Here is a 15,540-nt window from a genome sequence, read left to right on the forward strand (position 1 = left end):
GGTGGCCAACTCTGGGCACCGCAAGGCATTCCCGGTCCTGTACGTCGCCGACGTCCGCCGGTCCGTGGACTTCTACGCGCTGCTCGGGTACGAGTCGACGTACCAGTTCCCGCTCGAAGGCGACCCGCACTACGTCGGCCTCGAGCGCGGCGATTCCTCGCTCGGGATCTCTGACGCCAACTGGCCCGAGGCCCAACTCGGCATCACCGTCGGCACGGCGCCCCGCTTCGAGCTCTTCGTGTACGTCGATGACGTCGACGTCGACGTGGAACTCTTCCGCACCGCCGGCCACCCGATCCTGCAGGAGCCGGCCAACATGCCCTGGGGCGAACGCCAGGCCTACCTCGCCGACCCCGAAGGCAACCCAGTAGCCCTGGCAACGCCGATCTAGGTTCCTGGTTTTTGGAACAGGTAGTCTTCGGCGCGCATCGACGTCGGTGGCTTGACGTCCTCCGGGAGCAGTTCGCGCAGATCGCGCTCGGTCAGGGTGTCCGGGTCGCGCTCGGACAGGCGCGTCGCCTGGTTGGAGATGGCTTCCTCGAGCACATTCCGGATGAACCGGCCGTTGCCGAAGTTGTGCGCCCGCGGCGCCGGCGGGATGACCCCGCGGACCACGTCCAGCACGGCGTCGGTGTAGAGCATGCCCTTCTGCCGGGCCTGCAGCTCGAAGATCGCGACGAGCTGCTTGTTGTCGTACTCGCTGAACGACAGAAGCTTCGGGAACCGCGACGCCAGACCGGTATTGGACTCCATGAACCGCTGCATCTCGCGGTGGTACCCGGCCACGATCACGATGCAGTCGTCGCGATGGTCCTCCATCATCTTCAGGATCGTGGTGACGGCCTCCAGGCCGAAGTCGCCCGGGCTGTTGTCGGGAACCAGGGTGTAGGCCTCGTCGACGAACAGCACGCCGCCGAGGGCCTCGCGGAACTTGGCCGCCGTGATCGGCGCCGTCGTACCGACGCTGGAACCGACCAGGTCGGAGCGGTCGACCTCGATCACGTGGCCCTTCTCGAGGACGCCGAGCTGCTTGTAGATCCGGCCGAGCAGACGGGCGATCGTCGTCTTCGCCGTACCGGGCTTGCCGACGAACACCATGTGCCGGGCGCGCTCGTGACTCGGCAGGCCGAGCTCCTGGCGGCGCAGGTTGGTCTTGATCTCGGCCACCATCCGGCGGACGGAGTCCTTGATCGATTCCAGCCCGATCAGGGCGTCCAGCTCGGCGAGCGGGTCGTCGTACGTCTCCGGCGCCGGGATCGACGTGTCCCGCGGGATCGCCCGGACCTCAGCCAACTGGGCGACCTCAGCCAAAGGCTCAGTCCCAGCCTCAGGCTCGGCGGCGGCGGCCCTGACCGCCGGCTTCCGGACGGGTGCTGCCAGGGGCTCGGGCTTCTTCTCGGGTTCGACGTGGGCGTCGACAACCTGCCAGCGCTCCCGGTCCAGCAGGCGGAAGAGCGCACCGAGATCCGGCACCTCAGGCTCAGGCCAAGGCGCGTCCCCGAGTACGCCGGCCAGGTGCACCGACACCCGAGTCGCGGCAGCAGCCCAGGCCCGCGCGACAGCCCGATGGTCATGCCGTACGGCGTGAGCCAGCCAGGCGGTGTTGTTCGCCAGCCAGACGTGCGGGTCGAAACCGGTCCGGAGGTTGCCGAGGGCCTTCTGCACGTCCTCGGTCGCACTGCCCAGGATCTGGGCCACGTTCTGGGGGATACCCCGGAGCCCGGTGGCCAGGATCAGCCCGGCCAGCAGGTCCGCGAAGTCGCCGGCGTACTCGTCCGGGACCACCATCAGCAGCCGGGCGTGCGTGTCACGCATCATCCGCAGCGTGTAGCGCAGGGCTGACGTCGCACCGCTCAGCTCCGGCAGCGCCGCGCGTTCGTCCTCGTGGAGCGCCTCGGCCCGCCAGTACTTCGCGATCGCGTCGTACTCACCGGTGACGTGCAGGTCGGTCGCCTCGCGGTCAGCCAGCACGCGGTCGAACGCCGCGGTCAGGGCTGTCGCGCGGGCTGTCATCGGTGGCGCGTCGATGAACAGGCGCACCGCGTCCCGGGACAGTTGGAGCGCCTGCCGCCGGCCGGGCTCACGGAAGCCGCGCGCACCGGCGATCATCTGCAGCGGCCAGTCGGCCGGTGCGACCCGGATCAGGTGTCCGGCACCGCCCAGCCGGACCGTCGGCCGGTAGAAGTCGCGCGTGATCTCACCGGAGATATCGGCGTACTCGCCATGCAGGACCGGGATCCAGCCGGTCAGCAGCGGGGCGATCTGGTGAGTGAACCAGACCGCCGCCGGTGTGCCTTTGGCGAAGTCAGGGAAGGCGCCCGCCCGCAGCGGCCGCAACACCTGCGGGTCGTCCGCCCAGGCCTTCAGCTGCCTGCGGATCCCCGCCAGCCACGCGTCCGGGACCTCCCACGGCTCGTCGGCCGCCAGAACATCGAGTACGCGCGGTCTCCGAATGTCATCAGGCACTGGCTCACTCTAATCCGTCACCGGGTGACGGACCTGGATCAGGCGCAGGATCAGGCGGGAGTGAGGGTCAGGCTGATGCTGTTGATGCAGTAGCGGAGGTCGGTCGGGGTGCCGTAGCCCTCGCCCTCGAAGACGTGGCCGAGGTGGGAGCCGCAGTTGGCGCAGCGGACCTCGACCCGCTTCATGCCGAGGTCGTGGTCCTCGATGTAGTCGACCCGGTCCTCGGCGAGCGGGGCGAAGAACGACGGCCAGCCGCAGTGCGAGTCGAACTTGGTCTCGCTCCGGAACAGTTCCGCGTCGCAGGCCCGGCACTTGTAGACACCGACCGTCTTGGTGTCGGTGTACTCACCGACGAACGGCCGCTCGGTGCCGGCCTTGCGCAGCACGTGGAACTCGGCGGGGGAGAGCTGCGTCTTCCACTCCGCGTCTGACTTCTGTACGGCGTACTGCTTGGTCTGATCAGTCACATCACAAGTATCGGTGACCGGGCAAGGAAAACCCCGGCCCGGTCACCGCACGTAAGACTCCCGCAATCAGTGCACCCAGGACGGGAGCGGGATCACCCGCACGACCTGGGGGTCGTGGTCGCTGATCTGGTCCGGGAACTCCGCGTTCATGTGCACCACGTCGTACGACGAGGCCGGGCGGAGGTTCTGGGAGATCAGGATCTGGTCGAGGATCTGGCTGTTGCCCTCGAACACGTAGCTGTAGCGCTCCTTCAGCGGCAGCGTCCGGGGCATGTCGATCAGGGCGGTCTTGCCGGATCCCACCAGGATGTCGGCGGTCTCGGACCAGTCGAAGTCGTTCAGGTCGCCGAGCACGACCACGTTCGCGCCCTTGTCCTTCGCGAGGATCTGGTCCACGAACCCGCGGACCGCCTCAGCCTGCTGGTGCCGCTTCGGCGCGGTCACCTGGACCGGCGGCTGCGTCCGGCCCCAGAGCGGGTCGTCGCCACCCTTGGAGCTGAAGTGGTTGACCACCACGAACAGGCTCTGTCCGAGCCAGGTGAACTCGCCGGCCAGCGGGACCCGCGTGGCGGCCCAGGCCGGGTTCGCCGGGTCGACCCGACCGGGCGAGGCGCTCAGGTGCGGCTTGCCGAACCGGTCGGTGGTGATCGTGGTCGCGACCGTCGAGCCGCCGCCTGCCCGGTCGACGAACTTCACCGGCTTGTCGGTGCGGTACATGAACGCGACCCGGATGTTGCCGCCCGGCTCGCCACCCTCGGCGTTGTTGACCGGGTCGATCTGGCGGTAGGTGTACTTCGGTCCGCCCGCCTTCTGGATCGCCGCGACCAGCGTGTCCAGGGTGAGGTTCGCGGCCGTGGTGCCGGAGTTCGTGGCGCCGTCGTTGTCCTGCACTTCCTCGAGACCGAGGATGTCCGGCGAGCGGAGGTTCGTCACCACCGCCTGGGCCAGTCCGTCGAACTTGGCCGGACCGTCGGACGGGTCGAGGTTCTCCACGTTGAACGTGGCCACCGACACCTGCACCGGCGACGAGGCCTTGGTCGTCTCCCGCTTCACACCACCGTCCACCACGGTCGGCGTCACCGTCGGCAGGAACTTGAAGTTGCCGAAGGAGTAATCAAGCACGCCCTTCACTACGCCGGCCAGCTTGTCCCCGGTCTTGGCGTCCGGGATCGGCACCAGCACGTCGTCGAGCAGGACCCGCTCAGGGTTGCTGTCGGCCTTCTGCAGCAGGATGCCGCCGCGGACGGTCCGCACGCCGGCGCCGGCCGGTACGACGGACAGCTCACGGAAGGAGCTGGTCGGGCCGGTGACCTGCGGCTGATTGATGCCCAGCCACATGCCCTCCAGCGACTCCCAGAAGTCGAGTCCGTCCTGGGCCGGGTCGAACGTGCTCGTGGTCTCGACGTCACCGGACGAGTCGTTGTCGATCACGGTCGACGGCGGCACCCGGCCGCCCGGGCCGACGATCGTCGCAGCCGGTACGGCGGCGGTCCCGGTGACCGTGACCGTCGGGTTGGTGATCTCCGTGGTGGTCAGGTTCGTGGTGCCACCCGAACCGCCGGGACGGAACTCGGCGACCATGCCCGCCACCGTCACGGCGTCACCGACGGACACCGTCGGCGCGGAGCTGGTGAAGACGAACACGCCCTCGCTGGTCGCCGGGTTGGTGTCCGGCTGGGTGTCCTGGAACCAGAACCCGTTGGTGGTCTTCGCGGTCACGACACCAGTGACGTTCTGGACCAGCTTGCCGGCGAGCGGCGATCGATGCGCGGCGCCCTGGATGTCGTGGATCTTCGCGTCCACCGGCGGCTCGGTCGGCGTCGAGGTGACCGTGCCCGGTGACGGGTTGCCGGCGGCGAAATCGGTGCTGTTGTTGTCCGTGTCCTTCGTCGCGTCGACGCGCGCGGCCGAGGTGCTGTTCGACAGCCCTGGCGCGGCAGCGGTCTCGAAGTCGGTCGCCGTGCCGTAGCCGACGTAATCCTTCACGGTCGGGTCGGCGTGGCAGGTCGCTCCGCAGGTCAGCGCGGTCTGGCTGGTGACCAGCGCGACCTTGCCGGCGGTGGCCGACATCAGGATGCCGCCGGAGGCGTTCGGGGTCGGCATCGGCTGCCCGTTCCCCGCGCCGGCGCCTTCCTGGACCAGGTACGCCGCACCCGGGGCGATGGTCCCGGTGAGCTGGGTGACCTGCCAGCTGGTGCCGGCTGCGGACGCGTACTGGATCGACCAGCCGCTCACGTCGACCGGTGCGCCGGAGTTGTTCGTCAGCTCGACGAAGTCGTTCGTGTACGGAGCGCCGCTGTTGCCACCGCCGCCGTACACCTCGGTGATCAGTACGTCGGCGGAGGCGGCGTTCGCCGGCTGCGCCACGATCGCGACAGCGCCGGTGAAGGCGAGACTGGAGGTGATCACGAGGGCGCCCAGGCGGCGCCGTGATCGGTTCAGGGCAGACATGTGCCGGATTCTCACACCCGGACCAGTCCGGGCCAAGGTCCAACACGTGAACACCAGGTATGCCCCGCAAAGGCACGGGTGATCATTCGTTAGCGCTCAGTGCCAGCAGTTGATGGACCTCCAACGGCTCGGTCTTGCCCTTCAGCGAGAGCATTCCGAGTGACTCGGTCACGGCGTCCGGGAGCAGGGCCTTGGTGGCCGGACCGATGGCGACGCCACCGCCCGGGGCCTTGCCCTCGATCCGCGACGCCACGTTCACCGTGTCACCGATCACCGTGTGTGTGCGACCGCCCTCCGTGCCGAGCAGGCTGACCGATGCGATCCCGCTGTTGATCCCGACCCGGAACAGCGGCCAGTTCGGGTGTGCCGCGCGTACGGCGGTTGCCGCTTCCTGCAAGGCGAGTCCCGCGGCGGCCGCACGGGCCGCGTGGTCCGGTTGGTTACCGCGCTTGTTGAAGGTGACCATCAGCGCGTCCCCGATGATCCGGTCCACGTCGCCGCCATGCCGCCGTACGACGGGAGGGACGACGACCTCGAAGTACGTGTTGAGCATCGTGGTGACCTCGGCCGGATCGTGCTTCTCGGAGAACGTGGTGAAGCCGGCCAGGTCCGCGAACAGCACGCTCAGCTCGCGCTGCCCGGAGATCGTGTCCTCCAGGTACAGATCCGCGAACCGTTCCTCGTACCACTGGATCCGCACGCCGGCCACGACGAGGACGAACGCCGCGAGCATCAGCACGTGCCACTCCCACCACGACAACGCCCAGTTCCGTGCGAACACCAGCGCGATCATCGCCTCACCGAGCAACACGAACGCGGCGATCATCGACAACACCATCAACGACGGCCGTTCCCACCACGTCTTCAGATACCGCGCGGCCGCAACGGCATACAGCAGCACCGCCGGTACGGCGAGAGTCGTAAGGATGCCGTCGGCAACCTCCGGCACCGCCGTCGCGTGCAACGGCGGCAACCGCAGGACCGAGGCCGCTGCCCACAGCGCCATCAGGACCAGCAACCCGACCCGAAGCCACCGGCCCCAGCGGACCGCGGCCACGGCCCGCTGACCCGTGAGGTTCAAGCTGGACAAGAGCGCGAACACCGACGCCAGCGCCACCCCGACCGGCGTCGCCAACGTGAATCCGGCGTTCGGGGTATCGAGCAACACCTTCGGCGTCGCCAACGCGTGCAGACCAAGGAATCCGGATGCCGACAGGAAGGCGATCGACACGAGCAGCACCCGCGGATCACCTCGCCGGAGAGCGGCCGCACCGGTCACATACGCGAGGACGGCGCTCAAACCGGCCGTCAGCAGGACGAGCCAGAAATGCGACGGGTGATGCTCCCAGTGCACATCGAGCTTGGGGATACGCAGCAACAAAGCCAGACCGGCCAGCGGTACGAGTAACACCAGCGACGTCAGGGCGATCATCGCCGGCGTGTACACGAACCGCCGGTCAGGCATCAGACGAGACCCTCAAATGGGTGTGGATCTGCGACACCACCACGGAGCCCTCGCCGACCGCGGAGGCGACCCGTTTGACCGAACCGCAGCGGACATCGCCGACCGCGAACAGTCCCGGCACCGTCGACTCGTACGGCTGCGGCGGCCGGTCCGTGTCCCAATGTGGATCGGCAGCCGCGTCGGATCCGGTCAGCACGAAACCACGCGCGTCCCGGCCCACGTCCTCCGGCAGCCAGCCCGTTCCAGGGACCGCGCCGATCATCACGAACAGCCCGTCGGCGGCCAGCGTGTCCTCGTCGCCCGTCTCGCGATTGCGCAGCCTGATCTCCTGCAACCGCCCGTCCCCGCCACCACCGACGATCTCGCTCGAGGCCCGCACGGTCACGTTGGGCGCGGCATCGATGGCATCGATCAGGTACTGAGACATGCTCGAGGACAGATCCTTGCCTCGGATCACCAGCGTCACCTGCCGGCAGTACCGGGCCAGGTGCAGCACTGCCTGCCCGGCCGAGTTCCCGCCACCGACGACACAAGCGTCAAGCCCTTGTAAACCATGGGCTTCCGACACACTCGCGCCGTAGTAGACGCCCGTCCCGACCAGCTTCTCCAGCGACGGTACGTCGAGCCGCCGATACGCCACACCCGTGGCCAGTACGACGGCCCGCGCGGTCACCTGACCGACGTCACCGATCTCGGCAACGAACTCGTCACCGCGCCGGGACAGCGACTCCACCGTCCGCATCAGCACGAAGTGCGCACCGAACACCCACGCCTGCTGATACCCCCGCTGCGCCAGTTCCGACCCACGAATCCCACGCGAGAACCCCAGGTAATTGCGGATCAGTGAACTCGTACCGGCCTGCCCACCGATGGACTCCTGCTCAACTACCAACGTCCGCAGGCCCTCGGACGAGGCATAGACAGCGGCCGCCAGCCCACCCGGACCGGCCCCGATCACGAGTACGTCGAACGCCGTGTCCGCACCCTCGACCAGGGTCGTCGAGACACCCCACGCCTCGGCGATCTCCACGTCGGTCGGATCATGCAGTACGGCGCCACCCACGGCCGCCATCCACACCAGCACACCGTCACCGGGATCCGGCTCGCCGATGTACTGCAGCACCTCGTCGGCCATCGGCGTACCGCTGGCCCGGAAGGCACTCGGGATGCCGTTGCGGGCCAGCAGACTGCGGACCGCCTGCGCCCGGACCGAGTGGTCGGAGGCGATCACGACGACCTCGCGCAGGTTCGCCACCTCGTAGCGGGACCACTCCTGCACGAACTCGGCGACGGTCCGGTGGAACAGCTCGTCCTTCGCGATCCACGGTTTGAGGACGTAGTAGTTGATATCGCCGACCGACATCGCGGACAGGATCGCCGATGCCGTCGTACGGTCCGCCCAGGCGCCCCACTCGATCAGCAACGCCCGGCGCGCGTCCGGGTGCAGAGTGCGGGACGCGGCGAAGACCTCGGCGCGTGTCTGGTCGGCGAACGCATGGTCGACCAGGACGACGGCGACCCGTTGTTGCCAGTCGTGCGCTTGCTGTAGGCAATTGATCGCGGCGGCAGCGGTCAGCTCGCCACGGACTCTGAAGTCGACGCCGAAGCCTCGCTCCAGTTCAGTTTCGACACGTTCCAGACGCTCCGGGTCAGCGTCGACGACAAGCAGTAACGGCCGCGCTGCCAACAGCGTGGCCGCAGGCCGTCCGGACTTTCCCCCGGGTTCCCCACCCATGCTGAGACGGTAGGTCCGCCCGTACGGCGCGGGCAATGGCCAAAACGTTTGATCACCGGTCCTGCCCACCCCAGTGGGACAGGACCGGCGAGCTCAAACGGTTCAGTTCACGGCTACGGCCGACCACGCGGCCGCGACGGTCGCGCGCTCGGTGCTGGTTGCGCCGTACAGGTCGGTGGCCGCGTTCAGGGTCGCGGTCCGGGCCTGGGCGTACGTCGTACCGCTGGTCATGTACGTGGTCAAGGCCCGGTACCAGACCTTGCCGAGCTTGTCGTGGCCGATGCCCGTGATCGACGTGCCGTTGCAGGTGGGCGAGTCGTGCGGCAGGCCGCCGATGGACTTGGCTCCGGTGCCCTCGGCGAGCAGGTACGCGAAGTGGTTCGCGATCGCGGAGGAGTAGTGCACGTCGAGGTTGCCGACGCCGGAGGACCAGCAGTCCGGCGAGTTGCCGTCCTTGCTCGGCTTGTCCATGAACCGCAGCGCCGGACGGTCCTTCATGATCCGCTCGCCGATGTAGTAGTCGCCCGGGTCGGCCGCCTTGTTCGAGTAGAACTCGACCAGGGTGCCGAAGATGTCGCTGGTCGCCTCGTTCAGGCCGCCGGACTCACCGGAGTAGGTGAGGTTCGCGGTGTGCTCGGTGACGCCGTGGGACATCTCGTGGCCGGCCACGTCGATCGAGACCAGCGGGCCCGCGACCACGTTGTCGCCGTCGCCGTACGTCATCTGCTTGCCGTCCCAGAACGCGTTCACGTAGTTCGTGCCGTAGTGCACCCGGCTCGGGACGCCCTTGCCGTCGTTGAAGATGCCGTTCCGGCCGTGCACGGTCTTGTAGTAGTCGAACGTGGTCGCGGCGCCGTAGTGCGCGTCGACGGCGGCGGTGGCCCGGTTCGCGTTGGTTCCCGTGCCCCAGTGGTTGTCCGCGTCGGTGAACCGCGTCGGCACCGGGCAGCCGATCTGGAGGAGCTGGCACAGGATCGAGTCGGTCTTGTTGTTCGCGTCTGCGGTGAAGCCGTTGCCGCGGGTCGCGTCGGTCAGCGTGAACCCACCGGTCGCCGCCGTGGTGTCGAGCGGCACGGTCCCGCTGTACAGGCTCTGGCCGTCACCGGTCGCGGTCTCGATGTGCTGCTCGCTGACCAGTTTGGCGCCGGTGATCGCGTCGATGGTGGTGGTGATGCGGCTCGGCGTACCGTCTGCCTGCGTCCCGGCGGTCGTGACCAGGTAGGCCAGCCGTGGCGTGCCCTTGCGGGCCTCGATCACCAGCGCGGGCTTGCCCTCGGCCTTCAGGCCTCGGGTCAGGGCCTTCGACGTGGCCGTCGCGACGCTGACCTTCGGAGTCCGGTTGACGTCGGCGGTACGACCCAGCGTCAGGCTGGCGCCCTTGAAGCTGCCGTCCTTGGCCTGGTGTACGACGACGTCACCCCCGAGGACCTGGAGCCCGCCGATGGTGCGGTCCATCCGGACATGGCTGGAGCCGTCCGGGTCGACGATGACGTCCTTGACCACGAACGCGTCGGCGCCGGTGGCACGCAGTACGGCGAGGTTGTCGCCGATCGCTGCCTTGGCCCGGGCGACGGCGGTGGCGGGACTGGGGACGGGGTCTGCGGTCGGTGCACCGATGGCGGTGGTGGCACTGGACAGACCGAGGGCGGTGGTGGTCGTCACTGCGACGGCAGCGGCGAACAGGGCGGATCTGTTCATCCTCGTGCTCCTTCAGAGGTGTCCCGGGGGCCTCACGCCCCAGGAACGAGGTGCTGGAACGTTACCGCTCGGTCACCTACCGTGGCCAGAGGTTGAGAAAAGTTGCCTTTCCACGTGCGCCCGGCCGGTTTGGTCGGTACGGGGCGATACCGTCACCGCATGGCGAAGAGCACGGCGTTGGTGGTCACCGTGGGAGACCGCGAGGTCAAGGTCTCCAGCCCCGATCGGGTTGTCTACGAGGCGACCGACTGGGCTCCGGAGGTCACGAAGCTGCAGGTCTGCGAGTACTTCATCAAGGTGGCCCCGGCGTTCATGCACGCCTCGGGCGACCGTCCGGTCGCACTGGAACGCTGGCCCGGTGGGTGGCGCGAGGGGATGACACTGTCGGTGGACGCGACCGGTCGTCAGACCGGGGACGGCTTCTACTCGAAGCGCCTCCCGAAGGGCGCGCCCGACTGGCTCGAGACCTGCCGCATCCTGACGCCGAACAACCGCCCGATCGACGAGCTGTGTCTGACCGAGCCCGCCGCCGCCGTGTGGGCCGCGCACATGGGCACGCTGACCTTCCACCCGTGGGCGGTGCGCAGGAGCGATCTCGACCACCCCGACGAGCTGCGCCTCGACCTCGATCCCCAGCCCGGTGCCACCTTCACCGACGCCCGCAGGGTGGCCGGCGTCGCCCGCGAACTGCTCGAAGAGCTGGGCCTGAAGGGCTACCCGAAGACCAGCGGCAACCGGGGCATCCACATCTATGTGCGGATCCGGCCGGAGTGGACCTTCGACGAGGTCCGGCACGCCGCGATCGGCCTCGGTCGCGAGCTCGAGCGCCGCGACGACGGTGTGACGACGGCCTGGTGGAAGGAACAACGCGGCGAGGCGTCGATCTTCCTGGACTTCAACCAGAACCTTCGCGACCGCACGGTGGCAGGCGCCTGGTCGCTGCGACCCCGGCCGGGTGCACCGGTCAGTACGCCGATGACCTGGGACGGGCTCGCCGAGGTCGACGACCCGCGGGCGTTCAACCTGCACACGGTTCCGGACTACCTCGCCGACGGTGATCCGTGGGCCGACATGGACGAGACGGCGTACCCGCTCGAGCCGCTGCTGCGGCTGTGGGAGGAGCTGCCTGGTGGCGAGCTGAACTTCCCACCCGACTACCCGAAGATGCCGGGGGAGCCGCCGCGGGTCCAGCCGAGCAAGAAGGTTGCCGAGCACTGGGACGACCAGGGCAACCGGATCGCGCTGGACTGACACCCGCCGGACTCATATTCGCCGGACTCACACCTCAGCGCGCTGTCTCGTCGGAGTGGTGTCAACAACTGAACCGCTAAGGAGAGACACCACAATGGACGCCCGTTTGGACCTGTTCACCAACCCCGTCGCGACGAAGTTCATCAAGGGCATCAACGCGGCCAGCCTGGCGACGAGGTCGGCCGGGGTGCCGATCGAGACGCTCGAGCTGATGGCGCTGCGGATCAGCCAGATCAACGGCTGCGCGGTCTGCGTCGATATGCACACGAAGGACGCGGTCGAGCGCGGCGAGACCGCCGTACGCCTCAACCTGGTCGTGGCGTGGCGGGAGGCGACGGTCTTCACCGAGGCCGAGCGCGCCGCGATCGCGCTGGCCGAGGAAGGCACCCGGCTCGCCGACTCCGCGTCCGGGGTCAGCGACGACGTGTGGGCCAACGCCGCCAAGCACTACAACGACGAGCAGCTCGCTGCCCTGATCGGCACGATCGCGATCATGAACAGCTGGAACCGCCTCAACATCATCACCCACAGCCGGCCGGCGACTACGTGCCGGGCCAGTGGGGCTGAGGTTCAGCGTGATCTAGAGGAGGTCTAGAGCGAGCGCAAGGCCCCGCCGTCCACCGGGATGATCGTGCCGGTGATGTAGGAGGCGGCGGGGGAGAGGATGAACGCGGCGACCCGGCCGAACTCGTCGGGATCGCCGTAGCGACGCAGGGGGATGGTCTTCTCGGAGGCACGCCTGGCCGCCTCCGGGTCACCACCCTTGCTGTCGAGCTCTTTCAACCGGTCGGTGGCGATCCGGCCCGGCAGCAGACCGTTCACGCGGGTGCCGTTCGGGCCGAGTTCGTCGGCGAGGGTCTTGGCGACCATCGCCAGGCCGGGGCGCAGGCCGTTGGAGATGGCAAGTCCGGCGATCGGGGACTTCACCGAGGACGAGAGTACGAACGCGATCGACGTACCCTCGGCGCCGGCCCGAGCGACCGAGCGGGCGATCCGCAAGCCGCCGAGGAAAACGCTGTCGAACGCTGCGCGCCAGTCCTCCTCGTCGGTGTCGAGCGCCGTGCCGGGCCGGGGACCGCCGACGCTGATCAAGGCTCCGTGCAGCGCGCCCCACTTGGCGATCGCGGTCGCCGCCAGTCGCTCCGCGCTCTCCGGGTCGGCGTTGTCGACCGGGATGCCGACGACGTTCTCGCCGAGCTCGGCCGCGGCGCGCGCGATCGACTCCTCGTTGCGGCTGGAGATCACCAGCCGGGCGCCTTCGGCAGCAAGGGCTTTCGCCGTGGCGAAGCCGAGTCCGGCGCTGGCGCCGGTGACGATGTAGGTGCGATCGCGCAGTCCGAGGTCCACGTGCCCATCCTGCCTCACCACACTCCGTCGCGCACCTCGACGGTTCGTGGCCGTTGGCAAGAACGTGGAACTAGTACGCCGACTTCCGCACCGGCGACTCGGCCGTGGTCAGATGCCAGGCCGTGTTGACCAGGCCGAGATGCGAGAACGCCTGCGGGAAGTTCCCCAGCATCCGGCCCGAGCGCGGGTCGTACTCCTCCGCGAGCAGGCCCACATCGTTGCGCAGGGCAACGAGCTTCTCGTACAGCTCGCGCGCCTCGCCGACCCGGCCGATCATCGCCAGCGCGTCGGCCAGCCAGAACGAGCAGATCAGGAACGCACCCTCGTCGTCGTTCAGCCCGTCGTCGGTGTGCTCGGTCAGGTAGCGCCGGACGAACCCGTCCGCCGCCAGCTCCCGCTGTACGGCGTCGACCGTCCCGACCACCCGCGGATCCGTCGGCGGCAGGAAGCCCACCTGCGGAATCAGCAGTACGGCGGCATCGAGCGCCTTGCTGCCGTACGCCTGGGTGAACGTGTTCCGATCCGGGTCGAACGCCTTCTCGCAGACGTCGCGGTGGATCTGGTCCGCAATCGCCCGCCACTGCTTGGCCGGCCCACCCAGCCCGTACCGATCGACGGCCCGCGCGGCCCGGTCGAACGCGACCCAGGCCATCACCTTCGAGTGGGTGAAGTGCTGGCGCCCGCCCCGGACCTCCCAGATACCTTCGTCCGGCTGGTCCCACACCTCGCTGAGGTGGCGCATCAGCCCGCGCTGCACGGCCCAGGCCTCGTCACTCGCGCCGATCATCTGCGCGTCCCGGGCCAGCGCGAGGACGTCCATCACCTCGCCGAACACGTCGAGCTGCAACTGCTCAGCGGCCGCGTTCCCGATCCGTACGGGCGACGACGCGGCAAACCCGGGGAGCCAGTCGGCCACGAACTCACTGAGCCGCCGCTCGCCGGTCACGCCGTACATGATCTGCAGGTCCTGCGGCGAGCCGGCGATCGCGCGGAGCAGCCAGTTCCGCCAGGCCTGCGCCTCGTCGGTGTACCCGGAACGCAGCATCGCGGCCAGCGTCATCGTTGCGTCGCGCAACCAGCAGAACCGGTAGTCCCAGTTGCGCTCGCCACCCAGCGACTCGGGCAGCGAGGTGGTCGGCGCGGCGACGATGCCGCCGGACGGCCCGTACGTGAGTGCCTTCAGCGTCAGGATCGACCGGGTGACTTCCTCGCCGAACTCGGTCGCGCCTTTGCTCCGCGCGATCCACTCGGTCCAGTACGTCTCGGTCGGCTCCAGCGAGGCGAGTGCGTCGGTCGGCTTCGGCGGCGGGTGGTGGGACGGGTGCCAGGTGAGCACGAACCAGGCCCGGTCCCCGGCCGAGACGCGGAAATCGGCGTACGTCGCGAAGTCGCGCCCGTGCTGATGGACATCGGACCGCAACGAGACGGCATCCGGACCGGCGATCGCGTCGACCTGGCCGTCGATGTTCCGCACCCACGGCACCACCTGCCCGTAGTCGAACCGCAGCCGCAGCTCGGACCGCATCTCCACGGTCCCGCTGATCCCTTCCACGATGCGTACGACGTCCGGTGCCTCGTCGCGCAGTGGCATGAAGTCGATCACCCGGACCGAACCGGACGCCGACGACCACTCGGTCTCGAGGATCAAGGTGTCACCGCGGTAGTGCCGACTGCTGATCGCGTCGGCGTCGCGTGGGGCGATCCGCCAGTGGCCGTTGTCGTCGGTGCCGAGCAGGGCCGCGAAGCAGGCGGGTGAATCGAACCTCGGGAAGCACAGCCAGTCGATCGAGCCCTGCTTGGAGACCAGTGCGGCCGTCTGCAGGTCACCGATCAGCGCATAGTCCTCAATCCGCCGCGCCGGCACGCGCTTCTTCGGGCCGGGACCCGGCGCCGGATTCGGGATCGGACTCTGGGGTGTCTCCTGCTGACCTGTCACCACGGTCCTCCTGTCGGGAGAAGTAGACGAGTCCACCGATCGCCAGCAGGGCGAAGAAGAACCACTGCAGCGCGTAGAAGAAGTGTGGTCCGTCGTCGATCTCGGGCCCGGGGAACGCGCCGAACGCGGCGTCGTTGGCCGGCTCCTGCTTGTCCACGGTCATGTAACCGTCGTACAGGTTCAGCCCGAGAGCCTTGGCGAAGTCCGGCCCGTTGATCAGTCGCGCCGTACCGTCGTCCGGCGTACCGCCGTTGGTGCTGCCGCCGCGCTCGCTGCGCTGCAGGCGGCCGGTGACCGTCACCTGGCCGGTCGGTACGGCGGGGATGCTGAGTGGCGCGAGTTCGGCGCCTTGGCGGGCCAGGAAGCCACGGTCGATCAGGACGGCCTTGCCGTCGGCAAGGACCAGCGGAGTGACGATCTCGAAGCCGGGGCGGTCGTTCACGTTCCGGTAGCGCATGACGATCTGCTTGGACGCGTCGTACTGGCCGGTGACGACCGCGGTGCGCCAGGCGTGCTGGTCGCCGACCACGGCCTGGGGGCCGACGATCTGGTCGAGAGGCGCCGGGGGAGCGGACAGATTCGTCCGGGTCACGTCGTTGCGGGCCTTGCGTTCGTCCAGGCGATGCAGCTGCCAGCGACCGAGCTGGACGCACACTGCGGCAAGCACGAGAACTGCCAGTGCGGCGGCGATCCAGCGGACATTCATCAAGCGACCCACATCTCG

Annotated in this window: 12 protein-coding genes; 3 read left to right on the forward strand and 9 right to left on the reverse strand. The window is 68.7% G+C overall.

The features are described 5' to 3' along the window. The first annotated feature begins 1 nt into the window (after position 1). Positions 2 to 391, forward strand: coding sequence for a VOC family protein (locus tag AB0L70_RS31965; RefSeq protein ID WP_363690498.1), 390 nt, complete (start codon positions 2 to 4; stop codon positions 389 to 391). On the opposite strand, the gene AB0L70_RS31970 is transcribed toward AB0L70_RS31965, so the two are convergent. The 6 genes from AB0L70_RS31970 to AB0L70_RS31995 form a co-directional block, all read right to left on the reverse strand. After that, the gene (locus AB0L70_RS31970) at positions 388 to 2,466 is read right to left on the reverse strand and encodes an AAA family ATPase (RefSeq protein ID WP_363690499.1); all 2,079 of its coding nucleotides are present in this window, start codon (positions 2,464 to 2,466) and stop codon (positions 388 to 390) included. The genes AB0L70_RS31965 and AB0L70_RS31970 overlap by 4 nt on opposite strands. A gap of 50 nt (positions 2,467 to 2,516) precedes the next feature. Further along, entirely contained in the window at positions 2,517 to 2,933 is a 417-nt protein-coding gene (gene msrB / locus AB0L70_RS31975) for a peptide-methionine (R)-S-oxide reductase MsrB (protein WP_363690500.1), read from the reverse strand. 66 nt (positions 2,934 to 2,999) lie between these two features. Further along, positions 3,000 to 5,384 carry a lamin tail domain-containing protein gene (locus AB0L70_RS31980; RefSeq protein ID WP_363690501.1) on the reverse strand — a complete coding sequence of 795 codons (2,385 nt, stop codon included), beginning with the start codon at positions 5,382 to 5,384 and terminating at the stop codon, positions 3,000 to 3,002. Between the two features lie 82 nt (positions 5,385 to 5,466). Then, positions 5,467 to 6,849 (reverse strand): adenylate/guanylate cyclase domain-containing protein, encoded by a 1,383-nt coding sequence (locus AB0L70_RS31985; RefSeq protein WP_363690502.1) that lies wholly within the window; start codon positions 6,847 to 6,849, stop codon positions 5,467 to 5,469. Further along, a complete protein-coding gene (locus AB0L70_RS31990) occupies positions 6,842 to 8,584 on the reverse strand; it encodes an FAD-dependent oxidoreductase (RefSeq protein WP_363690503.1) in 1,743 nt (580 codons plus the stop codon). The genes AB0L70_RS31985 and AB0L70_RS31990 overlap by 8 nt, the downstream gene beginning before the upstream one ends. Before the next feature lie 102 nt (positions 8,585 to 8,686). Next, positions 8,687 to 10,282 carry a M4 family metallopeptidase gene (locus tag AB0L70_RS31995; RefSeq protein WP_363690504.1) on the reverse strand — a complete coding sequence of 532 codons (1,596 nt, stop codon included), beginning with the start codon at positions 10,280 to 10,282 and terminating at the stop codon, positions 8,687 to 8,689. Positions 10,283 to 10,441: 159 nt separating this feature from the next. Here AB0L70_RS31995 and AB0L70_RS32000 point away from each other — a divergent pair, with 159 nt between their 5' ends. Next, the gene (locus tag AB0L70_RS32000; protein WP_363690505.1) at positions 10,442 to 11,533 is read left to right on the forward strand and encodes a DNA primase small subunit domain-containing protein; all 1,092 of its coding nucleotides are present in this window, start codon (positions 10,442 to 10,444) and stop codon (positions 11,531 to 11,533) included. Between the two features lie 94 nt (positions 11,534 to 11,627). Beyond that, positions 11,628 to 12,128 carry a carboxymuconolactone decarboxylase family protein gene (locus tag AB0L70_RS32005; RefSeq protein ID WP_363690506.1) on the forward strand — a complete coding sequence of 167 codons (501 nt, stop codon included), beginning with the start codon at positions 11,628 to 11,630 and terminating at the stop codon, positions 12,126 to 12,128. Here the strand turns inward: AB0L70_RS32005 and AB0L70_RS32010 are convergent. From AB0L70_RS32010 to AB0L70_RS32020, 3 genes are all read right to left on the reverse strand, one after another. Then, positions 12,125 to 12,880, reverse strand: coding sequence for an SDR family oxidoreductase (locus AB0L70_RS32010; RefSeq protein WP_363690507.1), 756 nt, complete (start codon positions 12,878 to 12,880; stop codon positions 12,125 to 12,127). The two genes, AB0L70_RS32005 and AB0L70_RS32010, sit on opposite strands and share 4 nt — an antisense overlap. A 70-nt stretch (positions 12,881 to 12,950) precedes the next feature. Next, on the reverse strand, positions 12,951 to 14,816 hold the full coding sequence (locus AB0L70_RS32015) for a glycoside hydrolase family 15 protein (protein ID WP_363690508.1): 1,866 nt from the start codon (positions 14,814 to 14,816) through the stop codon (positions 12,951 to 12,953). Further along, positions 14,725 to 15,522 (reverse strand): SURF1 family protein, encoded by a 798-nt coding sequence (locus AB0L70_RS32020; protein ID WP_363690509.1) that lies wholly within the window; start codon positions 15,520 to 15,522, stop codon positions 14,725 to 14,727. The genes AB0L70_RS32015 and AB0L70_RS32020 overlap by 92 nt, the downstream gene beginning before the upstream one ends. Between the last annotated feature and the right edge of the window lie 18 nt (positions 15,523 to 15,540).

This window comes from Kribbella sp. NPDC051952 (assembly GCF_040680855.1).
Lineage (GTDB): Bacteria > Actinomycetota > Actinomycetes > Propionibacteriales > Kribbellaceae > Kribbella.

Bases quoted from the DNA above. Each gene is read 5' to 3' on its own strand.
- AB0L70_RS31980 (WP_363690501.1), bottom strand. From the start codon at position 5,384: ATGTCTGCCCTGAACCGATCACGGCGCCGCCTGGGCGCCCTCGTGATC.
- AB0L70_RS31985 (WP_363690502.1), bottom strand. From the start codon at position 6,849: ATGCCTGACCGGCGGTTCGTGTACACGCCGGCGATGATCGCCCTGACG.
- AB0L70_RS31990 (WP_363690503.1), bottom strand. From the start codon at position 8,584: ATGGGTGGGGAACCCGGGGGAAAGTCCGGACGGCCTGCGGCCACGCTG.
- AB0L70_RS31995 (WP_363690504.1), bottom strand. From the start codon at position 10,282: ATGAACAGATCCGCCCTGTTCGCCGCTGCCGTCGCAGTGACGACCACC.
- AB0L70_RS32000 (WP_363690505.1), top strand. From the start codon at position 10,442: ATGGCGAAGAGCACGGCGTTGGTGGTCACCGTGGGAGACCGCGAGGTC.
- AB0L70_RS32005 (WP_363690506.1), top strand. From the start codon at position 11,628: ATGGACGCCCGTTTGGACCTGTTCACCAACCCCGTCGCGACGAAGTTC.
- AB0L70_RS32020 (WP_363690509.1), bottom strand. From the start codon at position 15,522: ATGAATGTCCGCTGGATCGCCGCCGCACTGGCAGTTCTCGTGCTTGCC.